The sequence below is a fragment of the Tardiphaga sp. genome (assembly GCF_028290495.1).
Classification (GTDB): domain Bacteria; phylum Pseudomonadota; class Alphaproteobacteria; order Rhizobiales; family Xanthobacteraceae; genus Tardiphaga.
In genome coordinates this window covers 13,878-31,085 of the sequence record NZ_JAQGJT010000047.1, presented here as the reverse complement: position 1 = coordinate 31,085, position 17,208 = coordinate 13,878, and the positions used below count along the sequence as shown (strand labels likewise).

15 protein-coding genes are annotated in these 17,208 nt (G+C 64.0%); 4 read left to right on the top strand and 11 right to left on the bottom strand.

All coding sequences use genetic code 11. The annotated features are described in order from the left end of the window. The first annotated feature begins 50 nt into the window (after positions 1-50). Positions 51-800: an SDR family oxidoreductase gene (locus JWQ24_RS08960; RefSeq protein WP_299806787.1), complete on the top strand. Its 750-nt coding sequence runs from the start codon at positions 51-53 to the stop codon at positions 798-800. A gap of 172 nt (positions 801-972) precedes the next feature. Beyond that, entirely contained in the window at positions 973-1,140 is a 168-nt protein-coding gene (locus JWQ24_RS08955) for a hypothetical protein (protein WP_299806785.1), read from the top strand. A 3-nt stretch (positions 1,141-1,143) separates the two neighbouring features. Here JWQ24_RS08955 and JWQ24_RS08950 read toward each other — a convergent pair whose 3' ends face one another. The 9 genes from JWQ24_RS08950 to JWQ24_RS08910 form a co-directional block, all read right to left on the bottom strand. Beyond that, positions 1,144-2,514, bottom strand: a complete 1,371-nt coding sequence (locus JWQ24_RS08950; RefSeq protein ID WP_299806783.1) for an FAD-containing oxidoreductase — start codon at positions 2,512-2,514, stop codon at positions 1,144-1,146. Between the two features lie 177 nt (positions 2,515-2,691). Further along, the gene (locus JWQ24_RS08945; protein ID WP_299806781.1) at positions 2,692-3,672 is read right to left on the bottom strand and encodes a branched-chain amino acid ABC transporter permease; all 981 of its coding nucleotides are present in this window, start codon (positions 3,670-3,672) and stop codon (positions 2,692-2,694) included. Continuing rightward, positions 3,669-4,535: a branched-chain amino acid ABC transporter permease gene (locus tag JWQ24_RS08940; protein ID WP_299806779.1), complete on the bottom strand. Its 867-nt coding sequence runs from the start codon at positions 4,533-4,535 to the stop codon at positions 3,669-3,671. Before JWQ24_RS08940 ends, JWQ24_RS08945 begins: the two co-directional genes overlap by 4 nt. 12 nt (positions 4,536-4,547) lie before the next feature. Continuing rightward, positions 4,548-5,252 carry an ABC transporter ATP-binding protein gene (locus JWQ24_RS08935; RefSeq protein ID WP_299806777.1) on the bottom strand — a complete coding sequence of 235 codons (705 nt, stop codon included), beginning with the start codon at positions 5,250-5,252 and terminating at the stop codon, positions 4,548-4,550. After that, a complete protein-coding gene (locus JWQ24_RS08930) occupies positions 5,245-5,964 on the bottom strand; it encodes an ABC transporter ATP-binding protein (protein WP_299806775.1) in 720 nt (239 codons plus the stop codon). Before JWQ24_RS08930 ends, JWQ24_RS08935 begins: the two co-directional genes overlap by 8 nt. A 9-nt stretch (positions 5,965-5,973) precedes the next feature. Further along, the gene (locus JWQ24_RS08925; RefSeq protein ID WP_299806773.1) at positions 5,974-7,218 is read right to left on the bottom strand and encodes an ABC transporter substrate-binding protein; all 1,245 of its coding nucleotides are present in this window, start codon (positions 7,216-7,218) and stop codon (positions 5,974-5,976) included. 219 nt (positions 7,219-7,437) lie between these two features. Continuing rightward, complete coding sequence (locus JWQ24_RS08920; RefSeq protein ID WP_299806771.1) at positions 7,438-7,638, bottom strand: hypothetical protein; 201 nt, start codon at positions 7,636-7,638, stop codon at positions 7,438-7,440. Positions 7,639-7,764: 126 nt separating this feature from the next. Next, complete coding sequence (locus JWQ24_RS08915) at positions 7,765-9,048, bottom strand: MFS transporter (RefSeq protein ID WP_299806769.1); 1,284 nt, start codon at positions 9,046-9,048, stop codon at positions 7,765-7,767. 229 nt (positions 9,049-9,277) lie between these two features. After that, the gene (locus JWQ24_RS08910) at positions 9,278-11,563 is read right to left on the bottom strand and encodes an FdhF/YdeP family oxidoreductase (RefSeq protein WP_299806768.1); all 2,286 of its coding nucleotides are present in this window, start codon (positions 11,561-11,563) and stop codon (positions 9,278-9,280) included. A 216-nt stretch (positions 11,564-11,779) separates the two neighbouring features. Between JWQ24_RS08910 and JWQ24_RS08905 the strand changes: the two genes are divergently transcribed. Together JWQ24_RS08905 and JWQ24_RS08900 are read left to right on the top strand one after the other, a co-directional pair. Then, on the top strand, positions 11,780-11,977 hold the full coding sequence (locus JWQ24_RS08905; RefSeq protein WP_299806767.1) for a hypothetical protein: 198 nt from the start codon (positions 11,780-11,782) through the stop codon (positions 11,975-11,977). 99 nt (positions 11,978-12,076) lie between these two features. Further along, positions 12,077-14,206 (top strand): molybdopterin-dependent oxidoreductase, encoded by a 2,130-nt coding sequence (locus tag JWQ24_RS08900; RefSeq protein WP_299806765.1) that lies wholly within the window; start codon positions 12,077-12,079, stop codon positions 14,204-14,206. A gap of 191 nt (positions 14,207-14,397) precedes the next feature. Here the strand turns inward: JWQ24_RS08900 and JWQ24_RS08895 are convergent, their stop codons facing one another. Both JWQ24_RS08895 and JWQ24_RS08890 read right to left on the bottom strand, forming a co-directional pair. After that, the gene (locus JWQ24_RS08895) at positions 14,398-16,014 is read right to left on the bottom strand and encodes a choline dehydrogenase (protein WP_299806763.1); all 1,617 of its coding nucleotides are present in this window, start codon (positions 16,012-16,014) and stop codon (positions 14,398-14,400) included. Between the two features lie 63 nt (positions 16,015-16,077). Further along, on the bottom strand, positions 16,078-17,079 hold the full coding sequence (locus JWQ24_RS08890; RefSeq protein ID WP_299806761.1) for an Hsp33 family molecular chaperone: 1,002 nt from the start codon (positions 17,077-17,079) through the stop codon (positions 16,078-16,080). Between the last annotated feature and the right edge of the window lie 129 nt (positions 17,080-17,208).

Genomic DNA, 17,208 nt, shown 5'->3' with positions numbered 1-17,208 from the left:
TAACCTGGCCCGGTCCAGCGCCCGTCAGAGGCGCGACCAGGGAGAGCGACATGCGATTGCAAGGATTGTCCGCCATCGTCACCGGGGGCGCATCGGGATTCGGCGCGGGGATCGCGCGAGCCTTTGTGCGCGAGGGCGCGCGCGTTGTGATCCTCGACCTCAACGCCGACGGCGCCAGACAGGTGGCCGACGACATCGGCGACGGCGCGGTGGCGCTCGGCGGCGATGTGACGAAAAAGGCCGATGTCGACGCAGCGGTGAACCTCGCGGTCGGGACTTTCGGCAGCCTTGATGTCGTCGTCAACAATGCCGGCTGGACGTTTCGCAACAAGCCGCTGCTCGAGGTCACCGAGGAAGAGTTCGACCGGGCCTTCGCGATCAACGTCAAGTCGATCTTCCTGATGACCAATGCCTGCGTGCCGGTGATGAAGAAACAAAACAGCGGCCGCATCATCAATATCGGCTCCACCGCGGGCGTGCGGCCGCGGCCGGGCCTGACCTGGTACAACGCCACCAAGGGCGCGGTGAACCTGATGTCGAAGTCGATGGCCGTGGAGCTTGCGCCGGACGGCATCCGCGTCAACTGCATTGCGCCGGTGATCGGCGAGACCGGCCTGCTGGAATCCTTCATGGGCGTGCCGGACACGCCGGAGAACCGCGCGAAATTCATCGCCACCATCCCGCTCGGGCGGATGTCACGCCCCGCGGATATCGCCAATGCCTGCGTCTACCTGGCTGGCCCGGAATCCGAGTTCCTCACCGGCGTGATTTTGCCGGTCGATGGCGGACGCACGATCTGAACGGAAGAATTTCGTAAACTATCGAATCCGGTCGGATTCGATTCACCATTTCGCTTAAGCAATTCAGCTGCCGTTCATGCGATGGTGTGGTCATTGATCGGGGATATACCCCGGCAGGGAAGGCGTCAGGGCCGGGCCGCACAGCGGTCTGGCCCTCCTCTTTGGAGACATCATGACCACCAGGAAGCGATCCGGATCACGCAACAAGGCCAAAGCCACGCAAGCGGTGTATCCGACGTCGGCGGCCTCGGTCGCGGGGCGCAACCTCGTCAACATGGCGGTGGTGATGGCAACCTGCGCAACGATCCTGCTGGCGCTGATGATCGCAAAGAAATTCTGAACGTCATTCCGGCTGCATCTCGTTGAGCAGCGTCGGGATCAGCTCCGACACGGTCGGATGAATCGGCACCGCCCATTGCAGCTTTGTGTAATCCGCACCGACATTCATGACGTCGAGAATGCCGTGGACCGCCTCGTCGCCTGATGTACCGAGGATAGCTGCGCCGAGAATCTGCCTGGTGTCGGCGTCGACCACTACCTGCATCATCCCCAGCGTCTCCCCCTTCTCCACGGCGCGGCCGACGCGGGTCATCGGACGGCGCCCGACCAACAATTTCTTGCCGGTGTTGCGCGCCTGCGCCAGCGTCATGCCGACGCGACCGAGCGGCGGATCGATGTACAGCGCATAGCCGGACACGCGGTCACTGACCTTGCGGCTTGCGCCATCCAGCAGATTGGCGGCGATGATCTCAAAATCATTGTAGGCGGTGTGCGTGAACGCGCCGCGGCCGTTGCAGTCACCCATCGCGAAGATGCCGGGCACGTTGGTCGAAAGACCGTCATCGACGGTGATATAGCCGCGGGCGTCCGTAGCGACGCCGGCTCTGTCGAGTGCGAGGTCGTCGGTGTTGGGCCGGCGGCCGACCGCGAGCAGCACGTCGGAGCCAAGAATCTCCGGATCGCCTTCGCTGCAATCGACGCCGACGCCGATGCCATCGGAATGCGGGTGGAAGCTGATGCATTCCGCGCTGGTGCGAATGTGAATGCCCTCCGCGAGCAAAATCTCGCGGATCGCTTCGGAGATCTCCTCGTCCTCGCGCGACACCAGATGCGCGCTCTTCTCAACCACGGTCACCTCGGAGCCGAAGCGGCGATACATCTGGGCGAATTCCAGCCCGATATAGCTGCCGCCGATCACCACCAGGTGCTTCGGCACGCGGTCGAGCTGCAGGATCGTGGTGTTGGTGAGGTAGCTGATATCGTGGATGCCCGGCATCTCGGGCACCGCGGCGCGGCCGCCGACATTGAGAAAGATCTTTGGCGCGGTCAGGAGTTCGTTGCCGACGCGAATCGTGTCGGCGGATTCGAAGCGCGCGTGTCCTTCGATCACGGTGCAGTTCTTCATGCCGCGCAACCAACGCTCGACGCCGCTGCGCGCATTCAGCGTCACCTGATGCGCGCGCGCGGCGACGCGCGGCATGTCGATGCTGATATCGCCGATCCTGATGCCGAAGTCGGCGCCACGACGGGCGAGGTGCGCGGCATAGGCGCTGGCGACCAACGTCTTGGTCGGCATGCAGCCGGTGTTGACGCAGGTGCCGCCGAACAGTTTTCGTTCGATGACGGCAACGGACATGCCGGCAGCGGTCAGGCGTCCCGCCAGCGGCGGGCCGGCCTGTCCGGCGCCGACGATGATGGCGTCGAAGCGGGTCATTTCAGCGCAAGCACAATGAGAGTCCCGCCGACGGCGCCTTCGATAGAGTCAGCGATCCCCTGAAGCTCTATCATGATGCCATCCTTCACCACCGCCCCGCGCCGCCCTGCACGAAAATAGCGCCGGGCGCGGCGTCCGCCAAGCCGGGGAGCCGCGATTTTCGCCGAAGCCGGTCCGTCAGGTCGTCTTTCTCAAGCGACTCCACCAGCGTTCGAACAGCGGCAATAACCCGCGCGGGGTGATCAGGATCACCGCGATCACGACAATGCCGTAGATGAAGTAATGCAGGCCGGGCAGCGTAGTGCCCAGCTTGCCGCGCAGTATTTCGCCGAGCGGCACCAGCAGCAGCGCACCGAGCGCCGGGCCATAGGCCCGGCCGAGGCCGCCGACGGTGGCGAACAGCACGATCTCGATGGTAATCACCGGCGACACCAGCAGATAGGGATCCGCGAAGGTAAGATAGCGCACATAGGCGGTGCCAACGACAGAGGCCAGCACGGCGGAAATCACCATAGCGATGATCTTGTAGCGCAGGATGTTGACGCCGATCGCCTGCGCCGCCTTCTCGTTGTCGCGAATGGTGCGCAGGTAATAGCCGAGCGGCGCATTGAGGATCGCGACACTCGCCAGCACACAGATGGCCGCCAGCGCCAGCATCACCCAGAACGCGCCCTGCCCGCCGCCGAACTGGAACGCCAGAAAATCGCCGGTGTCCTTGGGCAGCAACAGCCCGGAAGCGCCGCCGAGGAAATCCCAGCCTTCGACGATGATGCTGCCCATTTCGGCAAAGGCCAGGGTGATCAGCACGAAGGAGAGATGGCCGAGCTGGAAACGGAAATCGATCCAGGCAATCACGGCTCCGAGCACGCCGGCGATGAACGCCGAGATCAACAATCCCAGCCACATGTTGATGCCGAGCTTGAGCAGCAGCGCACTGGAGAGCATCGCGCCACAGCCGATGAACAGGCTGTGCGCCAGCGATATCTGCCCGGCCATGCCGCCGACGATGTTCCACGACGAGGCCAGAGCGACATAGACCAGCGCCAGCGTCAGAATGTGCAGGTAATAGCTCGGTACGAAGAGCGGCAGCAGCGCGACAAGCGCCAGCGCGCCCCACCAGATCGGCGACTTCAGCGTGTTGTAGAATTCCTCTCTCATCGCGAAGCGCTCCAGGTCAGGCCTTGCGGCCGGAACAGCATGATCGCGACGAAGATGATGTAGGGCATCAGCAGTCCGAGCGGGCCGTCGAGGTAGATGGTGCCGAAGGCTTCGGCGATGCCTATGATCAACCCGCCGAGCATGATGCCGACGAAGTTGGTCATGCCGCCGAGTACGACGACGAGCAGCGTAATGACGGTGTAACGCAAACCTTGCGTCGGCTGGATCGGCGTGCCCGGCAGCAGCAAAGCGGCGGCAAGCGCGAGGATGCCGATGCCGAGCGCGAAGGTCAGCACCTGGACGCGGCCGACATTGATACCCATCAGCGACGCGGCATGCGCGTTCTGGTGCACGGCGCGGATCGAGCGGCCGAAGTCGGTCGATCGCAGCATGATGTAGAGGCCTATCGCCAGCGCGAACGACACCACGAAGGCAATGATATGCGGCACACGCAGCACGACGTCACCGAGAATGACCAGTTTGGATTCCACGATCGAAGGCGTACGCGCCGGTTCGCCGCCGAAAATCATCAGGATGCCGTTCTGCAGCACCAGGCTGAGACCCAGGGTCAACTGCACCACCATCAGGAACTGGTGCCCGACCATCGGCCGGATCAGGAAAATGTAGACCAGTGCGCCGATCGCGGTCATCACCGGCACGGTGATCAGCACCGAGACGTAGGGGTCGAGCGCGAAGGCGGAAAACAGCGCCAGGCACATGAACATGCCGAGCGAGATGAAATCGCCGTGTGAGAAATTGACGACGCCTGACACGCCGTAGACGAGACCCATGCCGAGCGCGAGCAAGCCGTAGGTGCTTCCGATCAGAAGACCCTGCGCGAGAGCCTGGTAAAGTTCGCTCACATCACTCTCCGATCACAGTCCGAGGTAGGCGCTGCGGGTGCGCGGATCGTTCTTCACGGTCTCCGCATCGCCCTCCACCGCCACCTGTCCGCGCTCCAGCACGTAGCAACGCTTGGCGTGACGCAGCGTCAGGTTCAAATTCTGTTCGACCAGGAGAATGGTCAGGCCATCGGCGTGCAATTTGTCGATAATCTCGAAAATGTACTGCACGAACAGAGGCGACAGGCCGAGTGAGGGCTCGTCGAGCATCAACAGCTTGGCTTCAGCCATCAGCCCGCGGCCGATTGCCAGCATCTGCTGCTCGCCGCCGGACAGCGAACCGGCGCTCTGCGTCAACCGTTCTCCGAGCCGCGGAAACAATGCGAGCACCTTCTCCATCTGCTGCGGGCGGTTCTTGCGGGCATGCGCATTGATGCCGCCTAGCAGCAGATTCTCGCGGATGCTCATATCCGGGAATACCAGCCGGCCTTCCGGCACCTGCACGATGCCGAGTTCGACGCGTGCCTGCGGCGTCAGCTTCGAAATGTCCTCGCCGAGAAACAGGATACGGCCGGACATCGGCTTCACCATGCCGGACAGCGAGTTGATCAGCGTGGTCTTGCCGGCATTGTTAGCGCCGAGCAGGCCGACGATCTCGCCGGCGGCCATCCTGACGTTAACGTCGCGCAGCACGGCGACGCCGCCATAGCCGGCGACAAGATTGTCGATCTCAAGCATCGATGTGGTCTCCGAAATAGGCATCGATGACGCGCTGGTCCTTGAGAATTTCGTCGGGCGTGCCCTGCGCGATCTTCTCGCCGAAATTGATCACCACCATGCGCTTCGCCAGCCGCATGATCACCGGCATCACGTGCTCGACCATCACGATGGTGACGCCCTGCTGGTTCAACTCCTCGATGATCGCGATCGGCGCCGCGGTCTCGGCCATGGTCAGGCCGGCCATCACTTCGTCGAGCAGGATGCAGCGCGGGTCGGTGGCGATGCACTTTGCCAGTTCCAGCAGCTTCTTGTCCTGCAGCGACAGCGTCAGTGGGGTCTTGTTTTCCTTGCCGCCGAGTCCGACGCGCAGCAACGCTTGCGCAGCATAGTCGATCGCCTCGCGCATCGGCCGGCGCGTCAACGCGGCGGTGGTGACGACGTCGAGCGTCGTCATATCGGCGAAGCTCTGCACGATCTGGAAGCTGCGCATCAGCCCGCGACGCACCAGCCGGTCCGGCGAGACACCGATGATGCTGGCGCCATCGAACTGCACGTCGCCCTGACTGGGCTCAATGAAGCCGGAGATCACGCCGAACAACGTGGTCTTGCCGGCGCCATTCGGGCCAATGATGCCGACGATCTCGCCCTGCTGGACTTCAAAGCTGATCGCGTTGAGCGCGACCAGCCCGCCGAACTTCTTGGTGACGTTGGCGACCTTCAGAAATGCCACGTCGTCGCCTCAGGATTTCGGCCGCGGCGGCACCTGGGCGAATTCCCTGGGAAACACCACCTGCTGCTCCATCTCCGGGGTCCATTGGATGAACATCGCCGAGCCGTCTTTCAGCAACCGGTCTTCGTCGAATTGCAGGCCCTTCGGCTTGGAAACGTAGAGGTTGGGATCGCCATAGGGGATATTGACGTTCTTCAGGGCCTCCAGCAGATCGTCGGACCGCAGCGACTTGGCATTTTCCAGTGCCTGCTGCATCACGCGCGCTGCCTGGGCATATTGAATGGCGCCCTGGCCGATCTTGTCGAGCTTGGCGACATCGCGCAGTTCCTTGACGATCGCCTGCATCGACGGGATTTTTGCGCCTTCGCTGAAGCCGGTCATGCCGAACAGGTTCTTCGTCAACACTGCCTTACCAATTTCGGGGCCGAGATCCTTCCACAACGACAAATCCGAATAGCCGCCGGTGCCACCGCAGAAAATGCTGCCATGATAATTCAGATTATAGCGCGCCTGGTGCAGCAGGATGCCATCGCGCGGCGTCACCAGGCCGACCACGACGTCGGGCTTCAGCGAGCGGATGCGGACCATCGCCGAGGTCTGGTCCTGCGCGCGAATGTCGAGCGCGGCCTCTCCGATGATCTGGATGCCGCTGGCCTTCAGTTTCTCTACCAGGAACTTGTTGGACTGCTGGCCGGCTTCGTAGTTGGAATAGCCCATCACCGCGGTCTTGATCGCGAACTTGCTGTCGTCGCGCAATGAGATAACGAAGTCGTGCATCGATTGCGCATAGCCGCGATCATAGGGGTAACCCAGCGTAAACATGTAGCTCGACTGCGAGCCACCGGCCCAGACCGACAGCGTAGGCATCTTGGCTTCGTCGACCACCGGCGTCAGCGCCAGCATCTGCGCACTGAGGATGGTGCCGGTGAGCAGATGAATCTTCTCTTCGGTAATCAGACGACGGGCTTCGGCGGCGGTGCGGGCGGGCTGGCTGGTATCGTCCGCCATTACCAGTTCGATCCTGGCGCCGCCCTTGCTCTTGATGCCGCCCTCGGCGTTGATCTTCTTGATGATATATTCGAACGCCGGCTGGCCTTCCTGCGCGTAGGCGGCAAGGCCGCCACTCATCGAATTCACCACGCCGATGCGGATCGCCGGCTCGGCCGCGCCGGCCTTGCGGATGAAGGGGGCAGCAATCGGTCCGGCCAGCAGCGCTGACGCGCCGATGCCGAATGTGCGACGGGTGATGGCCATATCGACTCCTACGTTGCGACGGCATCGCCAGGCGACACATCGCTTATTGTTTGTTGTTTTGGTGGTTCAACCGCAGCGACGACGCAGATATGTGAATATCTGCGAGGTGCGACGTAACGCCCCGAACCGAGTTAGCCGGGTTAAGGCAGCGCCGTCAAACTGCTGTGCCGGCAATCGCGAATGCGACCCATGCGTTCGCAGTGCAGCATCGCGTCAAGTTCACACAGCGCGCTCGGCGGTGACAGCGTAATGCGCTTCAAAGGCGGCGGCGTTCTGCGCCTGCCCGTCCGGGCCGGTTATCTCAACATCCCAGCAGCCGTCTTCGGTGAGTTCCCGGGCTTTCTTGAGCGCCGCTTCGGCGCTGTCGCGGCGGAGCGATATCATTCCCGACGTATCGGTCCCCTTGACGAGAAAAGGCATTCGACGACCTCCCTGCAAGAACGCGCGCGACGTGTTCGCCGCATCGTGACCTGCATCAGATCATAGGACCGCGCGCAATTCCAGTAACTTGCCCGAGTGTTTAGGTGAGTGTTTTCGTGGGTATTATCATGCGCTTACGCGCGATTTCGCCGGACTGGTCAGAATGTAGAAGGCGACAGCCCCGGTCGCCAGCATGGCGGCCATCGCGATCAGCACCGCCGGCAGGCCAAAGGCCGCGGCGATCGGGCTGGTCGCGGATTGCATCACGGCAGTGCCCAGGAAGAACGACAGATTGACCGCCGACAGCGCCTTGCCGACATGTTCGGCCGGCACGACCTGCCGCGTCATCGCATAGATCAGCGGCTGCACACAGATCAGAAAGCCGATCAGGACCAGCACGCCGATGTCGAACGGCACCGGCATGATCGCCACGCCAAACAGGACGGATAGCGGTTGCCCCGGCCCGCCCAATGCCATCGCGACGAACAGCGCAGCAGCCAGCAGTTGCGACCCCAGCAGCAGAAGGCGGCGATGACCCAGCCTGCGATCGACAACGCCACTCAGCGTCGGCGCCAGCACCAGCGCGATGGTGAACAGCAGCAGCACATTGCCGGCCTCGATGCGCGACAGCGCCTTGAGATTCATCAGCCACGGCCCCGCCCACAATCCACGCAACACGATCTGCACGGCAAGCGAGACGAAAGCCAGGATGACGATGCCGCGCAACGCGGGCGACACACCGAGCCGCAGCACGGTGGTCATCTCCGTCAGCAGCGCGCGGCGCGTCGATGCCGGCGGCTTGTCGTTCGGCACGATCAGCAGCACCAGAAGCGCCACGGCGCAGGCCGCGACGCCGCTCAGCCAGAAGCCGCTGCGCCAGCCCCAGTGCTCGACCACGAAGGCCAGCGGCGCCGACGACAGCAGCAGGCCGCCATTGCCGAGCGACAGGATCAGCCCGGACCACAGCCCGAACTGCGCCGGCGTCAGCCGCTTCGCCGCCAGCGCCATCGGGCACAGCAGCATGCCCGAAGTCGCCATGCCCATGATGATCTGCGCCAGCAGGAAACTCGCAGATCCCTGCGACAGCGCGGCCATGCACGCGCCGACCAGCGTTCCCGCGAACAGCACCAGCGACACGTTGCGGATGCTGTAGCGATCGAGCGCCACGCCGATCGGAATCTGGCACATGGCAAAGGAGAAATGATAGGCCGCCGTCAGCGCCGCCAATTTCTGTGCGGTGGAATGCAGATCGACCGCCATCACGTCGATCGCCACCGCCGGCGTGGTGCGCAGCAGGTTGGAAAGCACGTGCCCGCAAGTGAGAACGACCATCGCTGCCATCAGTGCGACGCCGACGCGCGGTGCGGTGGTTTCGGTTGGGGCGGGTAACGGTTCGATCGCACTGTTCATGCGCGCTCGGGTACGACGAAATAGCCGGAACGGCAAGGCGATCTGTCGCGAGATGCACGCCGCCGACGTACCGACGCGGCCTCGGCAAACTCCACTGTCGTCCCCCGTGAAAGCGGGGGAACCAGTAAACGACGGCGGCGCGGATCTATTATGGATGCCTGCGTTTACGAGGTTTCCCGGTCAAGCCGGGCGACGACAGCGGAGTGTGGGGCGGCTTGGCGATATGCCATCACGCCGCCGACGCGGTGATCACGATCGGGATCGACTTGTAGGCCGGCGTGCCCGACCTGGCGTCGTGCTGGTCAAGCGCCACCAGCATGTTGGCTTCGGGGTAGTACGCCGCAACCGAGCCCTGCGCGATCTTGTAGGACACCGCGGTCATGCGGCGCATCACACGAGCTCCGTTGCCGGGGGTGGCGACCGCGAGATCGATCAGGTCGCCGTGCTGCAAGCCACGGCTGGCGAGATCCAACTCGTTGACGAAGACGACGTCGCGGCGGCCGGTGATGCCGCGGTAGCGGTCGTTCATGCCGTAGATCGTGGTATTGTACTGGTCGTGGCTGCGGATCGTGGTCAGCGTCAGCACCGCGTCATCGTCGGCGCCGTCTTCATAAAGGCCGGGGAAGGTGAGGAAGTTCGCCTTCTTGCCCGGCGTCAGCCATTCCCGCTCGGAGGCCGCATTGCGCAGCCGGAAGCCGCCGGGCGTCTTGATGCGCTCATTGTAATCCTTGAACGCCGGAAACACGCCTTCGATCGCGTCGCGTATCCTGCTGTAATCGGCGACCAGTTCCATCCAGTTCACCTCGGTCGCAGGCAATGTCGCCAGCGCCATCTCGGCAACGATCATGATCTCCGACTTCAGATGTTCGGACGCCGGCTTCAGCCCGCCGCGCGAGCCGTGCACCATCGACATGGAATCCTCCACCGTGACCAGCTGCGGTCCGCTCGCCTGCACGTCGATCTCGGTCCGCCCCAGGCACGGCAGAATGATCGACTCTTTCGCGATCAGCAGATGCGAGCGGTTCAACTTGGTCGCGATATGCACCGCGAGATCGAGGCCGCGCATCGCCGGATAGGTCGCCTCGGGATCGGACATCGCCACCGCGAGATTGCCGCCGAGACAGATCAGCGCCTTCGACCGGCCGTCGCGGATCGCGCGCACGGCGGCGACGGCGTTGTGGCCGTGCTGCGTCGGCGCATCGAAGCCGAACACGCGCTTGATGCCGTCCAGCAACTCCTGGTTCGGCAGCTCGGTGATGCCGACGGTGCGATCGCCCTGCACATTGGAATGGCCGCGCAGCGGCGAGATGCCGGCGCCCGGCCGGCCGATATTTCCGCGCAGCATCAGCAGATTGGCGATCTGCTGCACATTGCCGGTACCGTGGCGATGCTGGGTGATGCCCATGCCGTAGTTGATGATGACGCGCTCGGCCTTCGCATAGATGGCGCCGAGTTGCTCGATCTCGGCGCGCGTGATGCCCGCGGACCTTTCGATGGCCTCCCATGTGGTGACGTCGAGATCGGCAAGCAGGGCGTCGATGCCGTCGGTGTGCTCCGCGATGAAGGCGCGATCGAGTACGCCGGGGCCGCCTTCGGCGACGCTCGCGGCATCAAGGGCCACCACCGTCTTCATCATGCCCTTGAGCAAAGCGACGTCGCCGCCGACCTTGACCTGAAAATAGGCCGACGAGAGCTGTGTCGATGCGCCCGTCAGCATCTCCGCCGGGCTTTGCGGCGAAGTAAAGCGCTCCAGCCCGCGCTCGCGCAGCGGGTTGATGGAAACGATGGCCGCGCCGCGCTTGGCACATTCCCGCAAGGTCCCGAGCATGCGCGGGTGGTTGGTACCGGGGTTATGGCCGATGCAGAAGATCGCATCCGCGTGGTCGAAATCTTCCAGCGTCACGGTGCCCTTGCCGACACCGATCGACTGCGGCAGGCCGACGCTGGTCGCCTCGTGGCACATGTTGGAGCAGTCGGGAAAATTGTTGGTGCCAAACTCACGCACGAACAACTGGTACAGGAAGGCGGCCTCGTTGGAGCAGCGGCCGGAAGTGTAGAACTCCGCCATATCGGGATCGGGCAGCGCCTGCAGCCCGGCGCCGATCCGCGCCATTGCCTCTCCCCACGAAATGGGTAGATAGCGATCGCTGGCCTTGTCATAGGCCATCGGATGGGTGAGGCGGCCTTCGTTCTCGAGATCGTGGTCGTGCCACTCCCATAGTTCGCTGACGGTGTGCGCCGCAAAGAATTCCGGCGTGGTGCGCTTCGATGTGGCCTCCCACGACACCGCCTTGGCGCCGTTCTCGCAAAACTCGAACGACGAGGTGTGTTTCGGATCGGGCCAGGCACAGCCCGGACAATCGAAACCGTGCGGCTGGTTGGTCTTCAGCAGGCTCTGGGTCTCGTTGACCACGGCCATCTGGCCACGCACTGCGGCGGCCACTGCCCTGAGTGCACCCCACCCCCCGGCCGCATCCGGATACTCTTCGACGCCTTCGACCGCCTTTTTCGCCATCGCGAATACATTCCTTCAGAGGCCCATATGGCCATGTGGCAATCGATTAGCACAATGCTCGTTCCGCATCCGTCGGCGGCCATCACCTTTGATTGAAAGTCACGCGGCAAATTCCATCGCCCGATTTGAACGAGGAATGGACTTGCATCTCTTTTCGATAGGAAGGTGCCGTCCCGCGCGGTAGACTCCGGCCCAAGCCCGCATCGGGCCAGGAGCATGACAATGGATGCCACCCTTTCCGCCGCCGAACTCGACGACCGTATTGCCGTGCTCCGCGACAACATCCGGCAACTGATTGAACAGGCCACCGCTGCCTCCGGCGAGCAGAACGAATCCCGCACCGCCGACCGGCTCGCCCAGCAGAACGAGGAACTCGACAAACTGACCGCGCAGCGCGACGCGTTGGGTAAATAGCTTTTTCGGCCGCCGGCATGCTCATGCGGGCGGCAGCATGCCTGGCGAATACGCCAATCTACGGCTTTCCCCGACGTTCTGCTGTGCTAATCTGGCGGCATGAACATCCAGACCAAGATCGACGCCAAGGCCGATGCCAAGGTAGGCGCAAAGATCGACATCAGGCATTCAACCTGCCCGCATGACTGCCCCTCCGCTTGTGCCCTCGACATCGAGGTGATCGGCGGCGCCACCATCGGACGGGTGCGCGGTTCCAAGCAGCAGAGCTACACCGCCGGCGTGGTCTGCGCGAAAGTGGCGCGCTATGCCGAGCGCATCCATCACCCCGAGCGGCTGATGCACCCGATGCGACGCACCGGGCCGAAGGGCTCCGGGCAGTTCGCCCGGATTTCGTGGGACGAGGCGCTGGACGAGATCGCGGCGAAGTTCGACGCCGCCGAACGCGACTTCGGCGCGGAAGCGGTGTGGCCGTATTATTATGCCGGCACGATGGGGCTGGTGATGCGCGACGGCATCAACCGCCTCGCCAATGTAAAAAAATATTCCCGCTTCTACGGCACGATCTGCTCGACCATCGCCCGGGCCGGCTTCGCCGCCGGCACCGGAAAGGTCGCAGGCGTCGATCCGCGCGAAATGGCAAGGTCCGATCTGGTCGTGGTCTGGGGCACCAACCCGGTCAACACGCAGGTCAATGTGATGACGCACGTGGCCCGGGCCCGCAAGGAACGCGGCGCCAAGCTGGCCGTGATCGATATCTACGACAACGACACCATGAAGCAGGCTGATATCAAGATCCTGCTGCGGCCCGGCACCGACGGCGCCTTCGCCTGCGGCGTGATGCATGTGCTGTTTCGCGATGGCTTGGCCGACCGCGGCTATCTGGAAAAATACACCGACGCCTCGCCCGAACTGGAGGCGCACCTCGCCACCCGCACGCCGGAGTGGGCGTCCGACATCTGCGGCGTGTCGGTTACGGAGATCGAGGCGTTTGCGCATCTGGTCGGCACGACCAAGGCCACGTTCTTCCGGCTCGGCTACGGCTTCACCCGCAGCCGCAATGGCGCGGCACAGATGCACGCTGCTTTGTGCATTCCCGCCGTCACCGGCGCCTGGCAGGTGGAAGGCGGCGGCGCGTTCTTCAATAACGCCGCGCTCTGGAAATTCGACAAGACGCTGATCGAGGGGCTCGACACCATCGATCCCACCACCCGCCTGCTCGACCAATCGAAGGTCGGCCGCGTACTGACAGGCGACGCCGAGGCGTTGCATCACGGCCCGCCGGTGAAGGCGATGCTGATCCAGAACACCAACCCGATCGCGGTGGCGCCGGAGCAGGCCAAGGTGCGCGAAGGCTTTGCGCGCGACGACCTGTTCGTCGCGGTGCATGAGCAGTTCATGACCGAGACCGCTGTCATGGCCGACATTGTGCTGCCGGCGACGATGTTCATAGAGCACGACGATCTCTATTACGGCGGCGGCCACCAGCATATTTCTGTCGGCGCCAAGCTGATCGATGCGCCCGGCGAGTGCCGCTCCAACCACGAAGTGCTGCAGGGGCTGGCGTCGCGGCTCGGCGCCTCCAACCGCGGCTTCGAGATGACGCCGCGCGAAATCATCGACGAGACGCTGCAACGCAGCGGCCGCGGCGGCATCGACGCGCTGCAGCAAGAATTGTGGCGCGACCTGCAGCCGGATTTCCGCACCTCGCATTACCTCGACGGCTTCGCGCACGCCGACGGTAAATTCCACTTCAAGGCCGACTGGTCGGAGGTGCCGATGGCCAATGCCGGGCTGATGGGCGCGTGGGACGCAATGCCGTCATTCCCGGACCACTGGGCGGTGATCGAGCAAGCCGACGACGCCCATCCGTTTCGCCTCGCCACCAGCCCGTCGCGCAGTTTTCTCAACACCAGCTTCAACGAAACGCCATCCTCGAAGGCGCGCGAAGGCGCACCAACCGTGATGATGCATCCGGACGACGCCGCACGATTGTCGATTGCGGATGGCGACGCCGTGACGCTCGGCAACATGCGCGGCGAGACCACGCTGACCGCGCGGATTTTCCCCGGCCTGCGCCACGGCGTGCTGATCGCCGAATCCGTGCACCCCAACAAGTCTCACATCGGCGGTCGCGGCATCAATATGCTGACCGGCGGCGAAGCCGTGGCGCCCTACGGCGGCGTCGCGTTTCACGACAACAAGGTGTGGGTGAAGAAGGTGCCAGCGTAGACTGGACGCCGCCACGTACTCCGGCTCGTTCCCCGGATGCGGTGCAATGCGCTGCCGCAGGCAGCGGAGTGCGCTGCTGATCCGGGGCCGCCCCAAGCGCCGAGGTTTGATAGGTCTCGGATCTGCGGAGCGGCATAAGAATGCCGCACCGCGTCCGGTGCACGAGACTGGCGTTTGCCGCGCTCGCTCTCCTACCTCGCGTCCTGCAAAATCATCTCCGACGCCTTTTCCGCGATCATGATGATCGGGGCATTGGTATTGCCCGACACCAGGTCCGGCATGATCGAACCGTCGATCACCCGCAGACCATCGATCCCCCGTACCCGCAGGCGCTGGTCGACCACGGCCATCGCGTCGTTGCCCATCCGGCAGGTCGAGGTCGGGTGATAGATCGTGCTGCCGCGCTGCCGGCAATAGGCCAGCAAGTCGGCATCGCTGGTTAGCTGCAAGCCCGGCTCGACTTCGTCCACGACGAACGGCTTCAAGGCCGGGGCGTGCAGCATGGCGCGCAGCATCTTGAGGCCTTCGACATTCGCGGTGCGGTCGGTCTCCGTCGCCAGATAGTTGATGCGGATTTCCGGCGGCACCGAAGCGTCCGCGCTCTTGATACGCAGCGAGCCACGGCTTTCCGGACGTAGCTGGCATATCGAGGCCGAGAAGCCGGAATAGGAATGTAGCGCCTCGCCCATCTTGTCGGTCGAGAACGGCAGGAAGTGGATCTGGATATCCGGCGTCGCCAGCCGCGGATCGGTCTTGAAGAATGCGCCAGCCGTTCCCGCCGCGATCGTCAGCGGGCCGGTGCGGAACGCCGCGTAGCGCAGCGCCATAATCGTCTTGCGGAGCGGATGATTGACGATGTCGTTGAGCGTGATTTTCTGCGCACAGCGCATCACCATGCGAACCTGCATGTGGTCCTGCAGATCATGGCCGACGCCGGGCGCGTCCATCACCACATTGATGCCGTGCTGCTTCAGCAGTTCGGCGGGGCCGACGCCGGAAAGCTGCAGCAGCTGCGGTGAATTAAAGGCGCCGCTGCACACCAGTACTTCGCGGCGGGCGTGCACGGCATGCGTGACGCCGTGCTGTTTGTATTCGACGCCAATCGCGCGACGGCCCTCGAACAAAATACGCTGCGCGAGTGCGGCGGTTTCAACGCGCACCCCGCCGCGGCGCAGCGCCGGGCGCAGATAGGCCACCGCCGTACTCGCGCGGCGGCCGCGCCGTGTCGTGGTCTGGAACAGGCCGACGCCCTCTTGCGTGGCGCCGTTGAAATCCGGATTGAACGGCAGGCCGGTCTCCACCGCCGCGGCGATGAAGGCGTCCGACAGCGGATCGGGATGCCGCGTGTCCGACACCGGCAGCGGGCCGCCGGCGCCGTGATAGTCGTCGCCGCCGCGCTGCTGGTCTTCGGCCTTCTTGAAGTAGGGCAGCACATCGTCAAAGCCCCAGCCGGTATTGCCGAGCTGGCGCCAACGGTCATAGTCCTCGTGCTGGCCGCGCACATACAACAGGCCGTTGATCGAGCTGGAGCCACCCAGCGTCTTGCCGCGCGGCTGGAAGATACTGCGGCCATCGAGCCCCGGTTCGGGCTCGGTCTGGTACATCCAGTTCACGGTCTTCGATTTGAACAGCTTGCCGTAGCCGAGCGGCACATGGATCCAGATGTTGCGATCCTTTGGCCCGGCCTCCAGCAGCAACACCGAATGCCGGCCCGATGCGCTCAGCCGATTGGCCAGCACACAGCCGGCGGAGCCCGCGCCGACGATGATGTAATCGAATTCCGCCTCGTGGGATGGCGCGCTGGTCATGTTTCCTCCGGAGCTTTTCCACGAGCAAAAGCGGAAACGCTCCGAAAGTAAACAGCAGGGCTGCTATTCCACGCCGGCTTCCTGCGGCGTGAATTCGTAGACCGAACTGCAGAACTCGCAGGTCACTTCGACCTTGCCGTCCTTGACCATGTCGGCGCGATCCTGCGCGGCGAAATTGTTCAGCATCCCCGACACAGCCTCACGAGAGCACGAACACTTTGCCCGCAGCGGCAGCGACGAGAACACGCGGACGCCGCGTTCGTTGAACAGCCGGAACAACAGCCGCTCGCCGGACAGATCGGGATCGATCAGCTCGACGTCCTCCACCGTGGCGATCAGCGACTGACCTTCGAGCCAGGCGTCATCCTCTGGCGCCACGTCGTGCTCGACGCCCTCCGGCAAATCGCCTCCCGAAATGTCACGCCGCGCGCGTTCCGGCGCCTTCGGCAGGAACTGCAGCAGCATGCCGCCGGCGCGCCAGCGATGCTTCGGGCCGTCCTCGGTGGTGCGCCATTCCTCGCCGACGGCGAGACGCACGCGGGTCGGGATCTGCTCGGAGCGCATGAAGTATTCATGCGCGGCATCTTCGAGAGTGCCGCCTTCCAGCGCCACCAGCCCCTGATAGCGGCTCATGTCGGGCCCCTGATCGACGGTCATCGCCAGATGGCCCTTGCCGAGCAGCTGGCCGGTGGTGAGGCCGGGCGCGAGCTTCGCCGCGTCGAAGCGGGCATAGGCGCGCATCCGGTCCGGCGCCTGGAAATCGACGATCATCAGCGACACCGGACCATCGGTCAGGGTCTGCAGAATGAAGCGGCCGTCGAATTTCAGCGCCGAGCCGAGCAGCGTCGTCAGCACGATCGCCTCGCCGAGCAGTTTGGCGACCGGCGCAGGGTAATCGTGCTTGTCGAGCAGTTCGTCGAGCGCCGGGCCAAGCCGGGTCAGCCGGCCACGCAGATCGAGCGGCGACACCTCGAACGGCAGCACCGCGTCATCAATCGGCACGGCCGAAGGCGCGCGGATGGGGGTTTCGGGCGGGAGGGTGGGGTCGGGGAAATGTGTGGTCATGGCGCTCTATCTGGGGGCGGCAGGCGGAAATCGAAACCCCGGGAGGCGGGAAAAGTGCCCCCGGTCATCCCGGACGAGTTCGCGAAGCGAATGCCGACCCGGAATCCATACCCTCCGGGTTCGTGGCTC